17 protein-coding genes and 1 pseudogene are annotated in these 18347 nt (G+C 65.2%); 15 read left to right on the top strand and 3 right to left on the bottom strand.

Features of this window, described 5'->3' with window-relative positions; all coding sequences use genetic code 11:
• From VIM12_RS21250 to VIM12_RS21220, 7 genes and pseudogenes are all read left to right on the top strand, one after another.
• Positions 1–535, top strand: a pseudogene (locus VIM12_RS21250) (branched-chain amino acid ABC transporter permease); the annotation flags it as partial.
• On the top strand, positions 532–1296 hold the full coding sequence (locus VIM12_RS21245; protein WP_331944515.1) for an ABC transporter ATP-binding protein: 765 nt from the start codon (positions 532–534) through the stop codon (positions 1294–1296). The pseudogene VIM12_RS21250 and the gene VIM12_RS21245, both read left to right, overlap by 4 nt.
• Entirely contained in the window at positions 1297–1995 is a 699-nt protein-coding gene (locus VIM12_RS21240; RefSeq protein ID WP_331944513.1) for an ABC transporter ATP-binding protein, read from the top strand.
• An 80-nt stretch (positions 1996–2075) separates the two neighbouring features.
• Complete coding sequence (locus VIM12_RS21235) at positions 2076–2654, top strand: gamma carbonic anhydrase family protein (RefSeq protein ID WP_331944511.1); 579 nt, start codon at positions 2076–2078, stop codon at positions 2652–2654.
• A gap of 126 nt (positions 2655–2780) precedes the next feature.
• The gene (locus VIM12_RS21230) at positions 2781–3992 is read left to right on the top strand and encodes an ABC transporter substrate-binding protein (protein WP_331944509.1); all 1212 of its coding nucleotides are present in this window, start codon (positions 2781–2783) and stop codon (positions 3990–3992) included.
• Positions 3993–4122: 130 nt separating this feature from the next.
• Positions 4123–5247 carry a DUF3182 family protein gene (locus VIM12_RS21225; RefSeq protein WP_331944507.1) on the top strand — a complete coding sequence of 375 codons (1125 nt, stop codon included), beginning with the start codon at positions 4123–4125 and terminating at the stop codon, positions 5245–5247.
• Positions 5234–6046: an alpha/beta hydrolase family protein gene (locus VIM12_RS21220; protein ID WP_331944505.1), complete on the top strand. Its 813-nt coding sequence runs from the start codon at positions 5234–5236 to the stop codon at positions 6044–6046. Before VIM12_RS21225 ends, VIM12_RS21220 begins: the two co-directional genes overlap by 14 nt.
• An 87-nt stretch (positions 6047–6133) precedes the next feature.
• Here the strand turns inward: VIM12_RS21220 and VIM12_RS21215 are convergent, their stop codons facing one another.
• Complete coding sequence (locus VIM12_RS21215; protein WP_331944503.1) at positions 6134–6589, bottom strand: Hsp20 family protein; 456 nt, start codon at positions 6587–6589, stop codon at positions 6134–6136.
• A gap of 252 nt (positions 6590–6841) precedes the next feature.
• Between VIM12_RS21215 and VIM12_RS21210 the strand changes: the two genes are divergently transcribed.
• The 5 genes from VIM12_RS21210 (at position 6842) to VIM12_RS21190 (ending at position 11760) form a co-directional block, all read left to right on the top strand.
• Entirely contained in the window at positions 6842–7243 is a 402-nt protein-coding gene (locus VIM12_RS21210; RefSeq protein ID WP_331944537.1) for a response regulator, read from the top strand.
• Positions 7244–7430: 187 nt separating this feature from the next.
• Entirely contained in the window at positions 7431–7763 is a 333-nt protein-coding gene (locus VIM12_RS21205) for a CzcE family metal-binding protein (RefSeq protein WP_331944501.1), read from the top strand.
• Between the two features lie 123 nt (positions 7764–7886).
• Positions 7887–8987, top strand: a complete 1101-nt coding sequence (locus VIM12_RS21200) for a GGDEF domain-containing protein (RefSeq protein ID WP_331944499.1) — start codon at positions 7887–7889, stop codon at positions 8985–8987.
• 224 nt (positions 8988–9211) lie between these two features.
• Positions 9212–11191 (top strand): helicase-related protein, encoded by a 1980-nt coding sequence (locus tag VIM12_RS21195; protein WP_414691816.1) that lies wholly within the window; start codon positions 9212–9214, stop codon positions 11189–11191.
• Between the two features lie 32 nt (positions 11192–11223).
• Positions 11224–11760 carry a hypothetical protein gene (locus VIM12_RS21190; RefSeq protein WP_331944497.1) on the top strand — a complete coding sequence of 179 codons (537 nt, stop codon included), beginning with the start codon at positions 11224–11226 and terminating at the stop codon, positions 11758–11760.
• Between the two features lie 15 nt (positions 11761–11775).
• Here VIM12_RS21190 and VIM12_RS21185 read toward each other — a convergent pair whose 3' ends face one another.
• Both VIM12_RS21185 and VIM12_RS21180 read right to left on the bottom strand, forming a co-directional pair.
• Positions 11776–12159, bottom strand: coding sequence for a hypothetical protein (locus VIM12_RS21185; protein WP_331944495.1), 384 nt, complete (start codon positions 12157–12159; stop codon positions 11776–11778).
• A gap of 73 nt (positions 12160–12232) precedes the next feature.
• Entirely contained in the window at positions 12233–13303 is a 1071-nt protein-coding gene (locus VIM12_RS21180) for a zinc-binding metallopeptidase family protein (RefSeq protein ID WP_331944493.1), read from the bottom strand.
• A gap of 210 nt (positions 13304–13513) precedes the next feature.
• Here VIM12_RS21180 and VIM12_RS21175 point away from each other — a divergent pair, with 210 nt between their 5' ends.
• From VIM12_RS21175 to VIM12_RS21165, 3 genes are read left to right on the top strand one after another with little or no spacing between them, the layout of a single operon-like run.
• Positions 13514–15295, top strand: coding sequence for an N-acetylglutaminylglutamine amidotransferase (locus tag VIM12_RS21175; RefSeq protein ID WP_331944491.1), 1782 nt, complete (start codon positions 13514–13516; stop codon positions 15293–15295).
• A 57-nt stretch (positions 15296–15352) separates the two neighbouring features.
• Positions 15353–17089, top strand: a complete 1737-nt coding sequence (ngg, locus tag VIM12_RS21170; protein ID WP_331944489.1) for an N-acetylglutaminylglutamine synthetase — start codon at positions 15353–15355, stop codon at positions 17087–17089.
• Positions 17090–17121: 32 nt separating this feature from the next.
• Positions 17122–18342: an osmoprotectant NAGGN system M42 family peptidase gene (locus VIM12_RS21165; RefSeq protein WP_331944487.1), complete on the top strand. Its 1221-nt coding sequence runs from the start codon at positions 17122–17124 to the stop codon at positions 18340–18342.
• Positions 18343–18347 lie beyond the last annotated feature (5 nt).

Below are 18347 nucleotides of genomic sequence, written 5' to 3'. Positions count from 1 at the left end.
CGTCTCGGCGATCCGCTCGGGCGCGGTGCTGCTGTTCACCTTCATCGGCGGCGTCGGCTTCTTCTTCGGGCCGATGATCGGCTCCATCATCGGCGTGTTCCTGACGGTGATGCTGTCGGATTTCACCAAGGCCTGGCAGCTCTACCTGGGCATCTTCTTCATCATGATCGTGATGTATGCGCCCGGCGGGGTCGCGAGCATCCTGATGCTCAACCTCCGGCTGGTGAAGTTCGGCAAGTTCGCGCGGGTGTGGCCGTCGATGTGGAAGGTCTGCCTGGCCGCGCTGTTTGCGCTGGTCGGCGTCATCATGTGCATCGAGATGCTTTACCACCTGACGCTGGAATCGGCCAACGGCACCGAGATGAAGTTGTTCGGGACCATGGTCGACACCGCGAAGCCGACCGCCTGGGCGATTGCCCTGGGCCTGCTGGCCGTCGGCGGCTACGCGTTCCGGCTTACACAAAGGGGCTTTACGAAAGTGTGGGGCGAAGTGAGTGGCGAAATTGAAGACCAGATCCGGAAGGCGGCAGCATGAGTGTCTATTCCCTTGAACTCAACGATGTGCGGAAGAGCTTTGGCAAGTCGGAAATCATCCGCGGCGCCAGCCTGAAGGTGCCGAAAGGCGAACGCTTTGCCATCATCGGCCCCAATGGCGCCGGCAAATCGACGCTGTTCAACCTCATCTCGGGCCGCTTCCCGGTCTCGTCGGGGGACATCCGCCTGAACGGCGAGAGCATCCTCGGTCTCAAGCCGTTCGAGATCAACCGCCGCGGGCTGTCGCGCAGCTTCCAGATCACCAACATCTTCCACAGGCTGTCGGTGTACGAGAACCTGCGCTGCGCGGTGCTCTGGTCGCTCGGCTACAAGTACTCGTTCTGGCACCGGCTCAACGGCCTGAAGGATGCGCATGAACGGGCCGAAGCCGTGCTGGAACAGATCGGCCTCAAGCGCCGGCGCGATACGCAGGCCGGCCTGCTGACCTATGCGGAACAGCGCGCGCTGGAAATCGGCATCACCATTGCCGGCGGCTGCGACGTGATCCTGCTGGACGAGCCGACCGCCGGCATGAGCCGCTCCGAATCGGATGCGGCCGTGGAGCTGATCCGCAAGGTCACGGTGGGCAAGACCCTGCTGATGGTCGAGCACGACATGAGCGTGGTGTTCGGCCTCGCCGACAAGATCGCAGTGGTGGTGTACGGCGAAGTAATCGCCTGCGACACGCCTGCCAATATTCGCGGCAATCAGCGGGTTCAGGAAGCATATCTCGGTGGTCACGCACCGGCGGAGGCGGCATAAATGGCATTACTCGAAATCAAGGACCTGCACGCGTTCTACGGCAAGAGCCATGTGCTGCATGGCGTCGACCTGAACATCGGCGAAGGGGAGATCGTCAGCCTGCTGGGGCGCAACGGCGTCGGCCGCTCGACCACGGTCAAGGCCACCATGGGCCAGGTCGACGTGCAGGGGTCGATCCGCTTCAAGGGGCAGGAGATCACCGGCCTGAAGGCCTTCGAGATCGCGCACCGCGGCCTCGGCTACGTGCCGGAGAACCGCGACGTGTTCCCGACGCTCACCGTCGAACAGAACCTGATGCTGGGCGAGAAAAAGGGCAAGAAGTCACGCTGGAGCATGGACGACATGTACCAGATGTTTCCGCGCCTGAAGGAACGCCAGCATACAGCGGCCGGCGTGCTCTCGGGCGGCGAGCAGCAGATGCTGACCTTGTGCCGTACCCTGATGGGCGATCCCGACCTGATCATGATCGACGAGCCGACCGAAGGCCTCGCGCCGAAAATCGTGGAACTGGTGGCGGAGTACCTGAAGGAACTGAAGAACCGGGGCATTTCGGTGCTGCTGGTCGAGCAGAAGCTGGCGATCGCACTGGAAATCTCGCAGCGGGTCTACGTGATGGGACACGGCTCCATCGTGTTCGAGGGGACGCCAGAGGACTTGCGCGGCAATGCGGCCATCCGCAAGGAGTGGCTGGAAGTCTGATCCGGCCGCGGGCAGCGCATGGACAGGCGCTGCCCGTTTCGTTTCCCGTTCCTGTATCTCCGCCGCCCCAGGAGTATGCGATGCCCGTCCTCGGCCCAGACGTCGTTCTCGACAATCCCGCGTTCATCCATGACAGCGCGCATCTCTACGGCAAGGTGCACGTCGGGCCCCATGCGTCCATCTGGATCAATGTCGTCGCCCGCGCCGAGCACAAGGAAATCCGCATCGGCGCGTACACCAACATCCAGGACTTCGTGATGCTGCACATCGGCGACACGACCCCGACCATCATCGGCGCGCATTGCTCGATCACGCACCATTGCACGATCCATGGCTGTACCATCGGCGACAACTGCCTGGTGGGCATCAACGCGACCATCATGGACGGCTGCGTGATCGGCGAGAACAGCATCATCGCCGGCCATACCATCCTGAAGGAAGGCACCGTCGTGCCGCCGAATTCCATCGTCATGGGCGCTCCCGGGAAGGTCACCCGGACCCAGAACAATTTCGTGCGCAACCGCATGAACGCCTACATGTACTACCGCAACGCACTCGCCTATGCGTCGGGCAATTTCCGGGCGTGGGAGGATGCGGCTTTCCCGGCGGAGGCACGGGCGGAGATGCAGCGGCTTTCCGCACTGCTGGGCACGGACTGACGGCATCCCCGCTACGCAGTAGTACGTAGGCAAGCTGCGTACTACTGCGCTTGCACTGCCGGGGTGACTGAAGAATACTCGATCGACCCAAGCCCCGGAGAGGGTAAATCAGAGAGGAGACTTGCCATGCCCTTCAGTTCCGTGCGACGTGCCGTCCTGGCATCCGCCCTCGTTCTTGGACTATCCCCCGTTTTTGCCCAAACCGCTCCCGGCACCATCCTGATCGGCGTGTCGGGGCCGTTCAGCGGCGGCTCCAGCCCGATGGGCGAGAGCATGCGCAACGGAATTCGCCTTGCCGCCGAGGAGATCAACAACATCGGCGGCATCAACGGCCGAAAGATCGAGCTGCTCGAGCGCGATGACCAGGCCAGCCCGGAAACCGGCGCCAGGATCGCGGAAGAGTTCGTGCGGCGCAAGGTGGTTGCCGCAATCGGCATCGTCAACACTGGCGTCGGCCTCGCTTCCATCGACGCCTACCAGAAGGCCCGGATCCCGCTGATGATCGCGGTGTCGACCGGCACTTCGCTGACGCGCAAATACGCGCCGCCCGCCGCGCCCGAGAACTATATCTTCCGCGTTGCCCCGACCCTGGACCTCGAATCCCGGGTGGTGGTGGCGGACCTGAAGCGCAAGGGCATCGAGAGCGCCGCGGTACTCGCCGATGCCACCGCCTATGGCGAGGCCGGCCTGAAGGCGGTGCAGGAACAGTGCCGTGAAGCGGGCATCAGCCTGCTCTCCGAGGAGCGGTTCCGCATCGGCGACCAGGACATGAGCGCCCAGTTGCGTCGAGCCAGGGCCAGCGGCGCGCAAGCCCTGATCGTCTGGGGCATCGGGCCGGAACTGGCGGCGATCGCGCGCAACAAGGAGGCCGTCGGCTGGAAGGTGCCGCTGGTTGGCAGCTGGACCTTCTCGATGCGCAACTTCATCGACCTGGCGGGCAAGGCCGGCGAGGGCGTGCTGATGCCGCAGACCTTCATCCAGGACCTCGGCTCTTCCGCGAAAAACAGCTTCCTGCTGGCCTACCGCCGGGCCTACAAGACCGACTCGCTTCCCTCGCCGATGAGTGCGGCCCAGGGTTACGACGGCATGCACCTGCTGCATCTCGCGCTGCGGCAGGCCAACTCCGATGAAGGCCCGAAGATCCGCGAGGCGCTCGAGAACCTGAACAGCCGCTACCAGGGGGCCATCACTTCCTACACCAGGCCGTTCTCCCGCCAGGACCACGAGGCGATCACGCAGAACATGCTGATCACCGGCGTGGTCGCAGCGGGTCGGGTCGATTACGCGTATGCCGACGACAAGCGGCGCGGCGCCTTGCTGCGGATGAAGGCGCAGTAGCCTGCGCGCGGCACCGCCATCTTCCTTAGTCGCAGGGCGGTGCGCTTCTTGCTTTTGACGGCATTGCCGCCCATCAGGGGCGGTCGACGGCAGGCAGGACGCCGGCCGCGGTATGCCGGAGAACGGGAACATGAGCAATGCATCTGCCCCGGGAGGGGTGGTCGTCGTCCTTGCCAACAAGGCCGGCGGCAAGGAGTGCGCGCACGAGCGTCAGGCCCGCGAGACCCTCGCGCAGCGCATCGCGGCGCTGAAGGGCTACACCTATGCCGGTCACCACGATCGGGATGGCAAATATGCCGGTCACGTGTACTTTGTGCCCGGCGACACGCTGACCAGCGTGCACGACGCGCACCGGATCGGCGTGCACGGGGAACACGACCTGTTCGGCGGCGTCGTTCCCCATCCTCACGTCGCAACCAAGACCATCACGCATCCGCTGGCGGGCAACGACGCGGTCGCACCGGCGGGATGGTCGTCGCGATTCGCGGACGCCGTTGCCGGCGTCGTGCTGCCGGGATTCTCCGCCTTTGCCCTTGCCGACGCACGCCTCGCCGGCGCCGCCCTGCTGCAGCAGGGGGCGGTGCGGATCAAGAAGGCCGATGGGATCGGTGGCGCCGGCCAGTCCGTCGCGCGGGATGACGACCAGCTCGAGCAGCAGTTGCAGGAGATCGATGCGGCCGCTGGTTTTGCCGGCGGCGTCGTGCTGGAGCGTAACCTGACCGAGGTGTCGACCCTGAGCGTCGGGCAGGTCCGGCTGGGCGAATACCTGGCGACCTATTATGGCCGGCAGCGGCTGACCCGCAACAACCTGGGCGAGGAGGTGTACGGCGGGTCCGACCTCGTCGTGGTGCGTGGCGGCCACGATGCCCTGCTGCGCCTCGACCTGGCGCCGGAAGTGCGGCTGGCCGTCGAGCAGGCGAACGTCTACCACGCCGCGGCGCTGGCCTGCTATCCGGGGATGTTCGTCTCGCGCAGCAATTACGACATCGCGCAGGGCAGGGATTGCCGGGGTGAGTGGCGTTCCGGCGTGCTGGAGCAGTCCTGGCGCGCGGGCGGCGCGAGCGGCGCCGAGATCGCGGCGCTGGAGGCGTTCTGCCGGGAGCCGGGCCTGCGAGCCGCGCGCGCATCGACGGTGGAAGTCTACGGCGACGGCGAGGCGCCGCCGAAGGATGCAGTCATCTACTTCCGCGGCCATGATGCCGCGGTCGGGCACATCACAAAATACGCGAGGTTGGAGCCCCATGCCCATACATGACGACAAGGTAAGCATCGCCGTAGATGGAGAACATATCGAGGGAACGATCGTGACGCCGGGAACGCGCCTGCCCGGCGTGCTTTTCGTGCACGGCTGGAACGGCAGCCAGGAACAGTACCTGGCGCGCGCGAGGGAAATCGCGGCCCTTGGCTGCATCTGCCTGACTTTCGACCTGCGCGGGCACGCGGGTACGAAGCCGCTGAAGGATACCGTCTCGCGCGAGAACAACCTGCGCGACGTGCTGGCGGCCTACGACCTGCTGGCCGGCCAGCGCCACGTCGATCCGGACGCGATCGCGGTGGTCGGCAGCAGCTACGGCGGCTACCTGGCTGCCATCCTGACGACGCTGCGGCCGGTACGCTGGCTGGCGTTGCGCGTGCCGGCACTCTATATGGACAACAACTGGGAAACGCCCAAGCTCCAGCTGCACAAGGACCAGGATCTGGCCAGCTACCGGCAGTCGCTGGTCAGCGCAAACGACAACCGGGCGCTGCGCGCGTGCGCGGACTACGAGGGCGACGTGCTGGTCGTCGAGTCGGAACGCGACACGGTCATTCCGCACGCGGTGATTTCCAATTATCTCGAAGCATGCGTCAAGCCGCGTTCGCTTACCTACCGGGTGCTCAAGGGGGCTGACCACGGCCTGACCGAGGTGGCAGCGCAGCGCGCCTACACCGCCTTGCTGGTCAACTGGTTCACCGAGATGGTGTTCGGCGAGCGGGAAGGGCAGGGCCACCTCACGCAGACCGCCACCATGCCAGGCACTGCCTTGCCTGAAGCACCGCCGACGCCGGCCTGAAGCGCAGCGCCCGAATAAAAAACGCCGGAGAGCAAGGCCCTCCGGCGTTCATTCTTCCTCGACGCCGCTGGCGCGGCGTGGCGTCGCTCAGGCAGCGTCGCGCTGCAGCAGCTGCACGTTGTCGGTCTTGCCGATCTCGATCTTGCGCGGCTTGAGCGCTTCCGGGATTTCCCGGGCCAGCTCGATGTTCAGCAGGCCGTTGTCGAGACGGGCGCCGACGACACGGACATGATCCGCAAGCTGGAAGCGGTGCTCGAAGTCGCGGGCCGCGATGCCGCGATGCAGGAAGGTGCGCTTGCCTTCTTCCTTCTGCTTGCGGCCGACCACTTTCAGCTGGTCGCGTTCGGTCTCGATCTCCAGTTCCGAGCGGTCGAAGCCGGCGACAGCCATCGTGATCTGGTACTTGTCCTCGCCGACGAGCTCGATGTTGTACGGCGGGTAGCTCGGCTGGGCGTCGCTGCGCAGGGCCTCGTCAAACAGGTGCGCAAGGCGGTCGAAACCGATGGCCGAACGGTAAAGGGGGGTGAAGTCGTAAGTACGCATGGCTATATCCTCACAAGTAAGCGATAAAGTGGTTTCGCGGACCTCCGTTGAGCATCCGCTGATCCGGATATAGGAACGCCGATTTCGGATTTCAAGAGTCCCCGGTTGTGGAAGACGCAGGCTGGCTGGCCGGACAAGATCGCCGACTTTAGTTTCATTCCAGAACTTTTTTGCCGAATCCCGCTCTCAGTCGGTTCATCGGCCCGCGGCGCCGCCGCGATGCCTTTCCACACACCCCTCCGATCTGTAGCAATGCAAAACGACTTTCACTTTCTCGTCGTGGACGATTTTTCAACAATGCGCCGCATCGTGTCGAATCTGTTGCGGGAGATCGGCTACACCAGGATCAGCGAAGCAGACGACGGCCTCAACGCGCTGAAGATCCTGATGGCGGACGACGCGGTGATTCCGCCGAACTTCATCGTGACCGACTGGAACATGCCGAACATGGACGGCTTGACAATGCTGCAGAAAATCCGCGCAACGGAGCGTCTCAAGCATCTTCCCGTGCTGATGGTGACGGCCGAGGCCAAAAAGGAAAACATCATTGCCGCCGCCCAGGCCGGTGCCGACGGCTATATCGTCAAGCCGTTCAATGCCAATACCCTGAAAGAGAAGATCGACAAGATCGTCGCCAAGCGCAAGGCGGGCTGATTGCCCACATTTGCTGTGTGCAATCCTGTGGATAAGGCCGGCGCATGGGTTGTAGGTCTTTGAAGAACAAGGAAATTTTCCGGTTGATGAAAATCAAGGCAGCGCGGCCGGCGCGAGCGGCGCGACATGGGCGGTGTACGCTGGTGGCTGCGGCAGGGAGTCCTGCCTGATCCTGACGCTTCCCGCCATGTCACCGACGATCCGCATCTTCATCATCACGTTCCTGCTTGCCGCCTGTTCCTCTCCCGGTGTGCGCGACGACCCCAGGCGGTTGTACGGCAGCGCTGCCCCCGGAATCGAGGGCCGCCTTATCATCATCCGGCCCGAGACGCGTTACGTGAACGTCGAAGGGGGCGAACTGGTGCGTTTCCAGGTCGACGGGCAAGAATTCGGATGGCACTTTCTCGTCGCCCGCACCGTCCACGCGTTCGATCTGAACGATGTCGCTCCCCAGGGCCTGCTGAAGCACCGGGTGCGTGCCTTCGTGACCCCCGATCCCCGCTACATCGCCAGCCAGTGAAATGGCGCCTCCCTATTTCATGGGAGGCGCGACGCCGCCGGAACGCATAATATTTGCCTTACGGCAACTTGCGGGCGATTTTCTTCCGCGGGCGGGCAGGATCAAACAGGCAGCAGGAACAGCATGCGCAAAGCAGGGTGGTCGAAGGGGATGGAAATAAAATCGTCGCGCCTCGGTATCGAGATGGGGCTGGTGCTCTACCGGGTCTGCCTGGTGCTGATGTTCTCGCTGTTCCTGGTCGCCGCGCACCTGTCCGGCCGCTGGCTTGTCCGGCCAGAGCTGGTAACGCTCGTCGCCGCCTATGCGGCTTCGTCCGTCATCTGGGTGGCAATCGTGCGGCGGCGGCTGCTGCGGCTGAAGTGGCGCGTGCGCTGCACGATTGCGTTCGACCAGAGTGTCATCGCGCTCGCCCTGTGGCTTGGGGGACAAGTCATGGCGCCGGTGTTCTGGGCGCCCATCGCGGTCGCGCTCGGCTGTGGCCTTCTCGCCGGGACCTACTACGCAAAACTCGCGTCCGCGTATGCTGCGGTGGTGCTTGCCGCCGTCTTCTACGCATCGCCGTTCTGGAGCACGATTCCCTTGGTCGCCGCCGGCATCGTGCTCGCGACCGTTCTCATACCATGGCATGCCGCCTTGCTCGCCGACCATATCTCGCGGAGCCGCCGGGACATGCAGCGCAGGGCCGCAGCGTTCGAGCAGGCGTCCAAGACCGACTCGCTGACCGGCGTGCTCAATCGTGCAGGCTTCCTGGCCGCCCTGCAGGAACAACTGGGCAGACGAGCATCGAACGGTGCCGATGCGGTGTTGATGCTGCTCGATCTCGACGGCTTCAAGGCGGTCAACGATGTCGGCGGCCATGCGGGTGGCGATACCGTACTGAAGGAGGTCACGCGCTGCCTGCAGCAGTCGCTCCGCGGCTCGGACAGGATTGGCCGGATCGGCGGAGACGAGTTCGGCATCATTGCGTGCAACCTGGGCAACGGTGGCGATGCCGAGTGGCTGGCCGCCAAGCTGCTGCGGGCCATCGAATCGATCCGGCTGGACGGGCATCCGGGGCTGCGCATCACCGGGAGTATCGGCATCCACCCGCTTGTCGACGAGATGGGGGACGGTATCGATGCGCTTCTGGAATCCGCCGACCGACTGATGTACGAGGCCAAGCGCGCCGGCAAGAACCAGTACCGCAGCGCGTTCGACCGGGAAGATGCGCTCCCGCAGCTATAAGCCAGGTCGATAACACATATCACTACTTGAAAGCGGACACTGCCGGCCGATGCCCTTAAGATTCAAAACGTCTCCTCCAACTCTTCTTGAATTGGATTCAGCCCGCAACCGCAAGGTTTGCGGGCTTTTTTTTTCTGCGGGCATTGTCGGAGGGCCCGTGCCCGTCGCCATCGCGGAACCGCCGCAGGCGAACCGCGCCTAACAGAAGCAAATACACGCGGACCATGCCAGAAGACCTCACCAACCCGAACCCGACCCTTCAGCCCGCCGCCGAGCGCGACATCCAGGACGTGGATGCCGCCCGCTACGTCGAGCAGGCGGGCGCCGCGCTCGTCAAGCTCGAAGGCAGGGTGATGGTGCGCTACGCCGGCATTGCCGATGCCGGCGGCCGCGCCGTTCCGTACGACCTGATTCCTGCGGACGGCGTGCTCGCCAAGGCGTCCAAGTGGCGGAACCTCGGACCGGAAAAACAGTTGCAGCTCGTGACGGAACGCGTGCACGGGCAGGCCATGCAGGCGCTGGACCGGGATGTCGCCGTCTTTGCGTCTGCCTTGCTGGCGCGCGCCGACGAGCACGGGTTGGATCCGGCGCCGTTTCTGGAAAGCCTGGCGCTGAAGGAGTCGGTGCTGCCGGCCCCCTTTGTCTTCGAGCGCATCGAGCAACGCTTCGAACACGCGCTGGAGCGCGCCGAGGAAGCGGCGCACGCCGCCCGCACCCGCGAGAGCATCAACCTGGCGGAATATCCCGATTCTTTCGAGCTGGCGCGGCGCCTGCCGCGGCGCTTCATTGCGCTGCTCGGCCCGACCAATTCCGGCAAGACGCATGAAGCGATGGAAGCGCTGGCCGCGGCCCCCGACGGTGTCTACCTGGCGCCCCTGCGGCTGCTCGCGCTGGAGAACTACGAACGCCTGTCGACGCTGGAAAGGCATGGCGAGGCGCTCAAGGTCAGCCTGGTGACCGGTGAGGAACGGCGCATCGTCGAGGGCGCAACCCATGTCGCCAGCACCGTGGAGATGCTCGACCCGGGACGCCGCGTGGCGGTGGCGGTGATCGATGAGATCCAGATGCTCGGCGACCGCGACCGCGGTGCCGCATGGACCGCGGCAGTGTGCGGCGCACCGGCCGACGTCGTCTACCTGGTTGGGGCCCCGGAGGCGCGGCGCGCGGTCGAAGCGCTGGCGCGCCGTCTCGATTGTCCGCTCGAAGTGCGGATGCTCAGCCGCAAGGCGCCGCTGACGGTGGAGCCGGGCGCGGTGCGCAAGCTGCGCAACCTGCGCCGCGGCGACGCCGTCATCGCGTTCTCGCGGCGGGACGTGCTCATGTGGCGCGACCTGATCACCGAGACCGGGCTGTCAGTGGCCACCGTGTACGGCAATCTTTCTCCTGAAGTGCGGCGGGCACAGGCCGCGCGCTTCCGCGACCGTACGGCCGATATCGTGGTCGGGACCGACGCCATCGCGATGGGACTCAACCTGCCGATCGAGAGAGTGGTGCTGACGACCAGCATCAAGTACAACGGCTACGAAGAAGAGGAACTGTCGCCTGCGCTGGCCAAGCAGATTGCCGGGAGGGCCGGCCGCTACGGCGTGCATGAAGAGGGCTTTGTCGCCGGATACGACGAACACACCCACCATGTGCTGCGCTCGCTGCTGCGCGAGAAGGTGCCGCCGGTCCCCGCACTCGGTTTTTCGGTGGCGCCGACCCTCGCGCATCTGAACCGGATCTCCTCGGTGACCGGCGAGCAGTCGCTGGCCCGGCTGCTCAAGCGGTTCGAGCACAACATCGACGTGCCCGACGGCTTCTTCGTGCCGCGCATCACCGAGGACCAGTCCGAGCGGGCGCTATGGCTGGATACGCTGCCGCTTTCGCTGGCGGAGAAGTTTGCGCTTTCGCTGGTGCCGATCTCCTCGCGCATCCCTGTCCTCCAGGCGGCATGGGAGAAATGGTCGCGCGCGGTGTCGCGTCGCCAGCCGTCGCGCCTCGATACGGTGGCGATCCCGCCATACCGGCAGACGCTGCAGGACGTGGAGGACAGCTGCAAGCTGTACTCCGCGTATGCCTGGCTGAGCTACCGCATGCCGGAATTCTTTCCCGATGGCGAAGCGGCGCAGCAGATGGCGCGCGAGGCGTCCGAACACATCGACGGCATCCTGCGCGCGCAGAACGCGGCCATCCGCAAACGCGGCAACCGGCGCGCGGCCTGAGCACGACAGCTGATCACGACAGGAGGAAGCAGATGCAGACAGAAGACTTGCAGCCTGGCCAGGCATGGACCGGGCCGGTACATCACGAGGACGGCGCGGTGTTCGAATTCTCGAAGGACGGGCCGGAACTCCGGCTGTTCTTCGCCGGCGTGCCACCGGATGCGGTGCGGGAGGTGCAGACAGCGGACTGCCACCTCGGCCTGCTGCGCGCGGGGGACGTCGCGGTCGTACCGTGGAAGATCGGAGAACACATGGCCGGGGATGCCCACTTCCATGTCTTCCTGTATCCGCCGGAATCGCGCCCGACAGACCCGCTGCTCAATGGCGACGCCCGCCTGCCGCTGCGCATCGTCCTGGTCGACCGCGACAACCGGAAGCTGCTCGCGGTGCGCAGGGTCCTGCTGTCGCAATGGCTCAGCCAGGAGCTGGCGGAGGCGGTCGCCTACCAACTGGGCAATCACATCGGGCGCGAGGGCTACGACGCGCAAGTGGCGATCTACCAGAATCAGTATCCCGACGTCCAGGACGCCATCAAGGCCGCCCCGATCTTCGAGCGGGTGGAAGGCTAGCGCGACCGGCGCGGTTCAGGTCCACTGCACCGTGCTGGGCAGCCCGGCGTCGTCCAGTGCCGTGTCGCGGCCTGGTTCCCGCACCGGGGAGGGGGGCCAGACGAGGTCGGGATGCGACCGCGGCGCCTCTCCGTCGTCCAGCCGGTACACCTCCCTGCGGTCGCCGCAAAGGCGCCGCAGTTCGGTCACGCCGATGCCGGAGGTTTCACTGATCCGCAGCAGCAGCGCCGCGCACAGCGGACGTTCGCCGCAGCGGATGCGGAACAGCAGGGAACGACTGATATTGAGGCGGCGCGCGAGCGCGTCATCGCCCTCGAGCTGCAGGCTTCGCAGCAGCGTATCGAAAAGACGGTTGGGATCGTAGGCGGCCTGCGGCCGGACGGACAGGAATTTCCTCATGAGCTGGCGGCTTCTTCGTGCACCACCGTGAGACTGCCGCGGCGGACGGAAAATTCCCCGTCCTGGTGCGCCGTCAATGCCTCCGGCCGGCGCCCGCGTCGCGCACCACCTCGTGCACGAAGCGCAGCTTCTCGATGACCGGCGTGGACAGGGTGAACGGATAGGGATCCGGCATGCCGATGCTGCGGTTGAGGCTGTTCAGGACATAGCTGAGCGAGAACCACTCAGCCATGATGTCCTCGAACGAGGGCACCCGCATCGGCTGGGTCTCGATCGTCAGTTCCGGCTCGCCTGCCTTCTTGGGCCGCAGCGCTACGCCGCAGGCGAAGGCGGTGTCGAGCGTGTCGAGCATGTGCAGGTAGTGCGCCCATGACTCGGCCCAGTCTTCCCATGGATGGGTGCTGGCGTATGCACTGACGTAGTGCTCGTTCCAGTCGGCCGGCGGCCCGTTCTCGTAATGCACACGCAGCGCCTCGCCATAGTCCTGTCGTTCATCCCCGAACAGCGTGCGGAAGGATTCCTCCCAACGCGTGCCGGCGACCAGGCGGTCGAAATAGTAATGGCCGCTCTCATGGCGGAAGTGGCCGAGCAGCGTCCGGTAGGGTTCGCCCATCTGTTCACGCGTGCGCTCGCGGAACGCGGGGTCGGCCTCGGCGATATTGAGCGTGATGAGGCCGTTGGCGTGGCCGGTCATCACCCGGTGCCCGGGGACATCCTCCAGAAACTCGAAGGCCAGGCCGGCCTCCGGGTCGTCGAGCTTGGGCGTCGGCTGGATGCCGAGTTCCCAAAGCGAATACAGCAGGCGCCGCTTGGCAGCTTCCAGTCGCTTCCAGAACAGCCGGTTCTTGTCGGAGGAAAGCGCCGGGATCACCCGCGTCAGCTTGCAGGATGCGCACAGGTCGGACGCTGAATCGGCGGGCAGCATCCAGTTGCAGACATCCTCGCGCGCATAGTTCACGCACTGCTTGTAGAGCAGGCCGGCGTTGGCCGGGTTCAGGCTGCGCCAGCGTCCGTCGCCCGCCGGCTCGAAACTGCTGATTGCATGGTGCTCCGGCTGGTAGCCGAGCGTGCTGCCGCAGTTCTCGCACCGGACATTCTCGAAGAAAACGAGTTGACCGCATTTGTCGCAGTGAAAGGTTTTCATTCCCGCCTGGCGCTCCGTTGTCATGACACGTGGTGTGGAACGGGACGCGCAAAAAACGTTCCCGCTCTTGATCAGCGGCAGCCATTTGCCCTTTCCCGGTGCAACTCCGGGGGAACCAACGCCCCGTTTTTGCCCTCTACAAATTGAAATTTCAATAAGCGGCGCAGGTGGTTCGCGCCGCTGCCTTTCTTTCCTGGAGATTCTTTCTTTATGTGCGGCATTGCCGGAGAAATTCGCTTCGACAAGAAGTTTGCGGATGTACGGGCGGTTGCCGATATGGCCGAGGCGCAGTCGCGCCGCGGTCCCGATGGCGAAGGGGTGTTCAGTCTCGGGTCACGCTGTTTCGGGCACCGCCGCCTCAGCATCATGGACCTGAGCCAGCGCGCTCACCAGCCTTTTGTCGACAACCAGCTTGGCATGGGCATCGTGTTCAACGGTGCCATTTACAACCATCATGAGCTGCGGGCGGAACTGGCGGAAAAAGGCTACCAGTTCACATCGACCGGGGACACCGAGGTCATCATCAAGGCGTGGCACGCCTGGGGCCCGGCAGCGCTCGATCGCTTCTACGGGATGTTCGCCTTCGCCCTCTGGGAGCGCGACAGCGGTATCACCTACCTGGCACGCGACCGCCTTGGCATCAAGCCGCTCTACTACACGATCAACACCGAGCGCCTGCATTTTGCGTCGGCGCTGCCGGCCCTGCTGCATGGCGGCGGGGTCGATACTTCGCTCGATCTCGAGGCCCTCCATCACTACCTGAGCTTCCACGCGGTCGTGCCGGCGCCGCACACCATCCTGCGCGGCGTGCGCAAGCTGCCGCCCGCCAGCTACATGACCGTGCATCCCGACGGCGAGTGCAAGATTCAGCAGTGGTGGCAACTGGACTTCACCCGAGGCGCCGACGAGGAAAAGCGCAGCTTCGAGGATTGGAAGGACCTGGTGCTGGAAACGCTGCAGCGTTCGGTGAAACGGCGCCTCGTGGCCGACGTTCCGGTCGGGGTTCTGCTCTCGGGCGGTCTCGATTCCAGCCTGATCACCGGCCTGTTGTCGGACGCCGGCACCCGCGATCTCCGGACCTACTCGATCGGGTTCGAGGCGGTCGACAGCGAGGCTGGCGACGAATTCCACTACTCCGACCTGGTCGCACGCCATTACGGCACGATCCACGAAAAACTGCACATACCCGCCGCGGACCTGCTGCGCGCGCTGCCGGATGCCATAACCGCGATGGCGGAGCCCATGGTCAGCCATGACTGCGTCGCCTTCTATCTGCTGTCGCAGGCGGTTTCCCGCCACAGCAGGGTGGTGCAGAGCGGACAGGGCGCGGACGAGGTGTTCGGCGGCTATCACTGGTATCCGCCGCTGACGGACGTCAACGATCCGTCGAAGGGGCTCGATGCCTATCGCAAGGTGTTCTTTGATCGCAGCCATGAAGAAATGCTGTCGCTGCTCAGCCCGGACATCCGGCTCGAGGATGCCAGCGGCCATTTCGTTGCGGCTCACTTCGCCCGGCCGGGCGCGGACAGCGTCGTCGACCGCGCGCTCCGGCTCGATACGACCGTGATGCTCGTGGACGACCCCGTCAAGCGGGTCGACAACATGACCATGGCATTCGGCCTCGAAGCCCGGGTTCCCTTCCTCGACCACGAACTGGTGGAGCTCGCGGCGCGCATTCCCGCCCGCCACAAGGTGGCGGAAGGCGGCAAGCACGTGCTGAAGGAAGCCGCACGCAAGGTGATTCCGAAAGAGGTCATCGACCGGCCCAAGGGGTATTTCCCGGTGCCTGCCCTCAAGTACCTGCGCGGCGAGTTCCTCGATTACGTGCGGGGGGCGCTGGACTCCCGGAGGGCGCGCGAGCGCGGCCTGTTCCGGCGCGAAGAGATCGACCGCATGCTCGAGGATCCCGACCGCCACATCACGCCGTTGCGCGGTTCGAAGATCTGGCAGGTGGCGCTGCTTGAATCATGGCTGCAGACGCACGGCCTGTAACCGGCGCGGCGATGGCGCAAGGCCAGGCATTCCACATCTACAAACAGGAACACTGAAATGAACGTCAGCTCACACGAAGCGGCGAGCGTGGCACAGACCCGTCCGCCCTATCTCGACCATGCCGTCGGCGATGCCGACGAGGCGCACTCCTGCCGGCCCAACGCCACCATCGAATGCGGATGGGGACGCCTGCTGTTCGGACCATCGTTCGATTCTCCCCAGCTGTTGGCCCAGACCCTGTTGCAGGAGGCTGACGGCAAGCGCGACATCGCACTGCACGTGGATTCGCCGCAACTGGTGCTGGCGGAAGCGCCGTCGAGGCTGTTCCTCGATCCGTCGCTGATCTTCCGCCGTGCGCTTGCCGGCGTGCCCGAGGAAAGCAGCGCACCCGGCGTCGTGGTGCGCCAGCTGACCACGCGTGCCGATATTGCCGCCATCAATCGCCTGTACAAGATGCGCGGCATGGTGCCGGTGGACCCGCAGGTGGTCTGGCTGCAGCGGCACTCCGATGCGGTGGTGTACCTGGTGGCCGAGGACGAGCGCACCGGGGAGATCATCGGCTCCGCGCTGGGCGTCGATCACTTCGAGGCGTTCGGCGACCCGGAAGGCGGCAGCAGCCTCTGGTGCCTGGTGGTCGATCCGCAGACCGGGCTGTCCGGCGCCGGCCAGGCCCTTGTCAGCCACCTGACCGCGCTGTTTGCCGCGCGCGGCCGCCAGTTCCTCGAGCTGTCGGTGCTGGCCGGGAACGAGCCCGCGATCAGCCTCTACCAGAAGCTCGGATTCGAACAGGTGCCCGGCTTCGTCATCAAGAACAAGAACGCCATCAATGAGAAGCTTTTCATCGAGGAAGCGGACTTCACCGGACTCAATCCCTACGCCCGGCTCATCGTTGACGAGGCGCGCCGGCGTGGCATCAGCGTCGAAGTGATCGACGCGGCGGCCGGGATCTTCAAGCTGCGCCACGCCGGCCACGAGATGCTGTGCCGCGAGTCCCTCACGGAGCTTACCGGCGGCGTCGCCATGACCTGGTGCCAGGACAAGGTGCTGACCTCGCGCCGGCTGGCTTCCATCGGCATACGCGTGCCGCGTCAGCAGACCGCCGGCGATCCTTCCGCCGACGTCGCATTTCTCCACGAGTGCGGCGCGGTTGTCGTCAAGCCGGCACTGGGCGAACAAGGCAAGGGCATCAGCGTCGACGTGCGCACCGAAGAGCACCTGCAGGAAGCGATCCATCGCGCGTCCGCGCAGGGCGGACATGTCGTGATCGAGGAATTCTGCAGCGGCCAGGACCTGCGCGTCGTCGTCATCGGCTACAAGGTGGTTGCCGCCGCCATCCGCCGCCCTGCCGAAGTGGTCGGGGACGGGACATCGACGGTCGGGCAGTTGATCGAGAAGCAGAGCGCGCGCCGCGCGGCCGCGACAGGCGGCGAGAGCCGCATTCCGGTGGACGGGGAGACCGAGCGTTGCCTCGCGGAGCAGGGCCTGTCCTACGACAGCGTGCTCGAGAACGGCAAGGCGGTGAAGGTACGCAAGACGGCCAACCTGCATACCGGCGGCACCATCCACGACGTCACGGCGGAACTGCACCCCGCGTTGCGCGACGTGGCGGAAACCGCCGCACGCGCATTGCGGATCCCGGTCGTCGGGCTGGATTTCCTGGTCCCTTCGCCGTCCTCCGCCGAATACGTGGTGATCGAAGCGAACGAACGGCCCGGCCTGGCCAACCATGAGCCGCAGCCGACGGCCCAGCGCTTCGTCGACCTGCTGTTTCCTGCAACGGCGGCGCACGGATGAGCCGCTCGCGCCATGCCTGGTCCGGAAGGGAGATGCGAAAGCTTCCGATCGATCACGCGTACCTGCGGGGCGTGCTGCTCGAACTGCTCGCCATTCCGAGCCCGGCCGGATTAACCGACAGCATTGTCCATTACATGGGCCGCCAGCTTGACAGCCTTGGCATTGCCTATGAGCTGACACGGCGCGGAACGATACGCGCGGTCCTGCGCAGGAACCTGCCTGAGCGTCGCAAGAGCAGCCCCGCCTGCGCGCTGGTCTCGCACCTGGACACGCTCGGCGCCATGGTGCGGGAAATCAAGCCCAACGGCCGCCTTGCGCTGCAGCCGGTCGGCACCTGGTCGAGCCGCTGGGCGGAGGGTGGCAGGGTCACGCTCTTTACCGAAAACGGCCGTTACCGGGGCTCGGTCCTGCCGCTGCTCGCATCGGGGCACGTCTACAACGAGGCCATCGACACCCAGCCGGTGAACTGGGACCAGCTCGAACTGCGCATCGACGAAGATATTGCCTCTGCCGAGGATGCCCGCCGACTCAACATCCAGATCGGCGATTTCGTCGCCTTCGACGCCAATCCCGAGCTGCTGGAGAACGGCTACATCGTGTCCCGGCACCTGGACGACAAGGCCGGCGTGGCCGCGGTGCTGGCAGCGGCAAAGGCAATCGTCGACGCCGGCGTTCCCGTGCCGATGGATTGCCACATCGTGTTCACGCTGACCGAGGAAGTCGGCTCCGGCGCGCGCGCCGTCATCGAGAGCGACGTCAGCGAAGTGATCGGCATCGACATCGGGCCGGTCGCCGCGGGGCAGGGGGCGAAGGAGAAGGGTGTCACGATTCCATTGATGGATTCCGCCGGCCCGCACGATTATCACCTGACCCGGCGGCTGATGAAGCTCTGCGGCGACCACGGCATACCGTTCAACCGGGACGTGTTCCGCTTCTATCATTCCGATGCGGGTGCGGCCGTGAGCGCCGGCCATGACGTCCGCACCGCGCTGCTGTGCTTCGGGGCGGACGCCTCGCACGGATACGAACGGACCAATCTGTCGGTGCTCGTCAATCTCGCCGAGCTCCTTACCCTGTATATCCAGAGCGGCCCGACGCTGCCGGAGGACCGGCACGAGCGGCTCGATTCTGTGGAACGCTTCTCCCATCAGCTCGACGCAGGGCAGTTGCAACGCGTCGATGCGCCGCAGCCGGATCCCAGCGAGCTGGTGCAGGGCAGGGAGCAGGAAGCCGATCCTGAACCATCGGAATAGCCTGC

The organism is Noviherbaspirillum sp., assembly GCF_036563305.1.
In the GTDB taxonomy this organism is placed as follows: domain Bacteria; phylum Pseudomonadota; class Gammaproteobacteria; order Burkholderiales; family Burkholderiaceae_D; genus Noviherbaspirillum.
The sequence above is the reverse complement of the archived record's forward strand: the minus strand, read 5'-3'. Positions and strand labels throughout refer to the sequence as shown.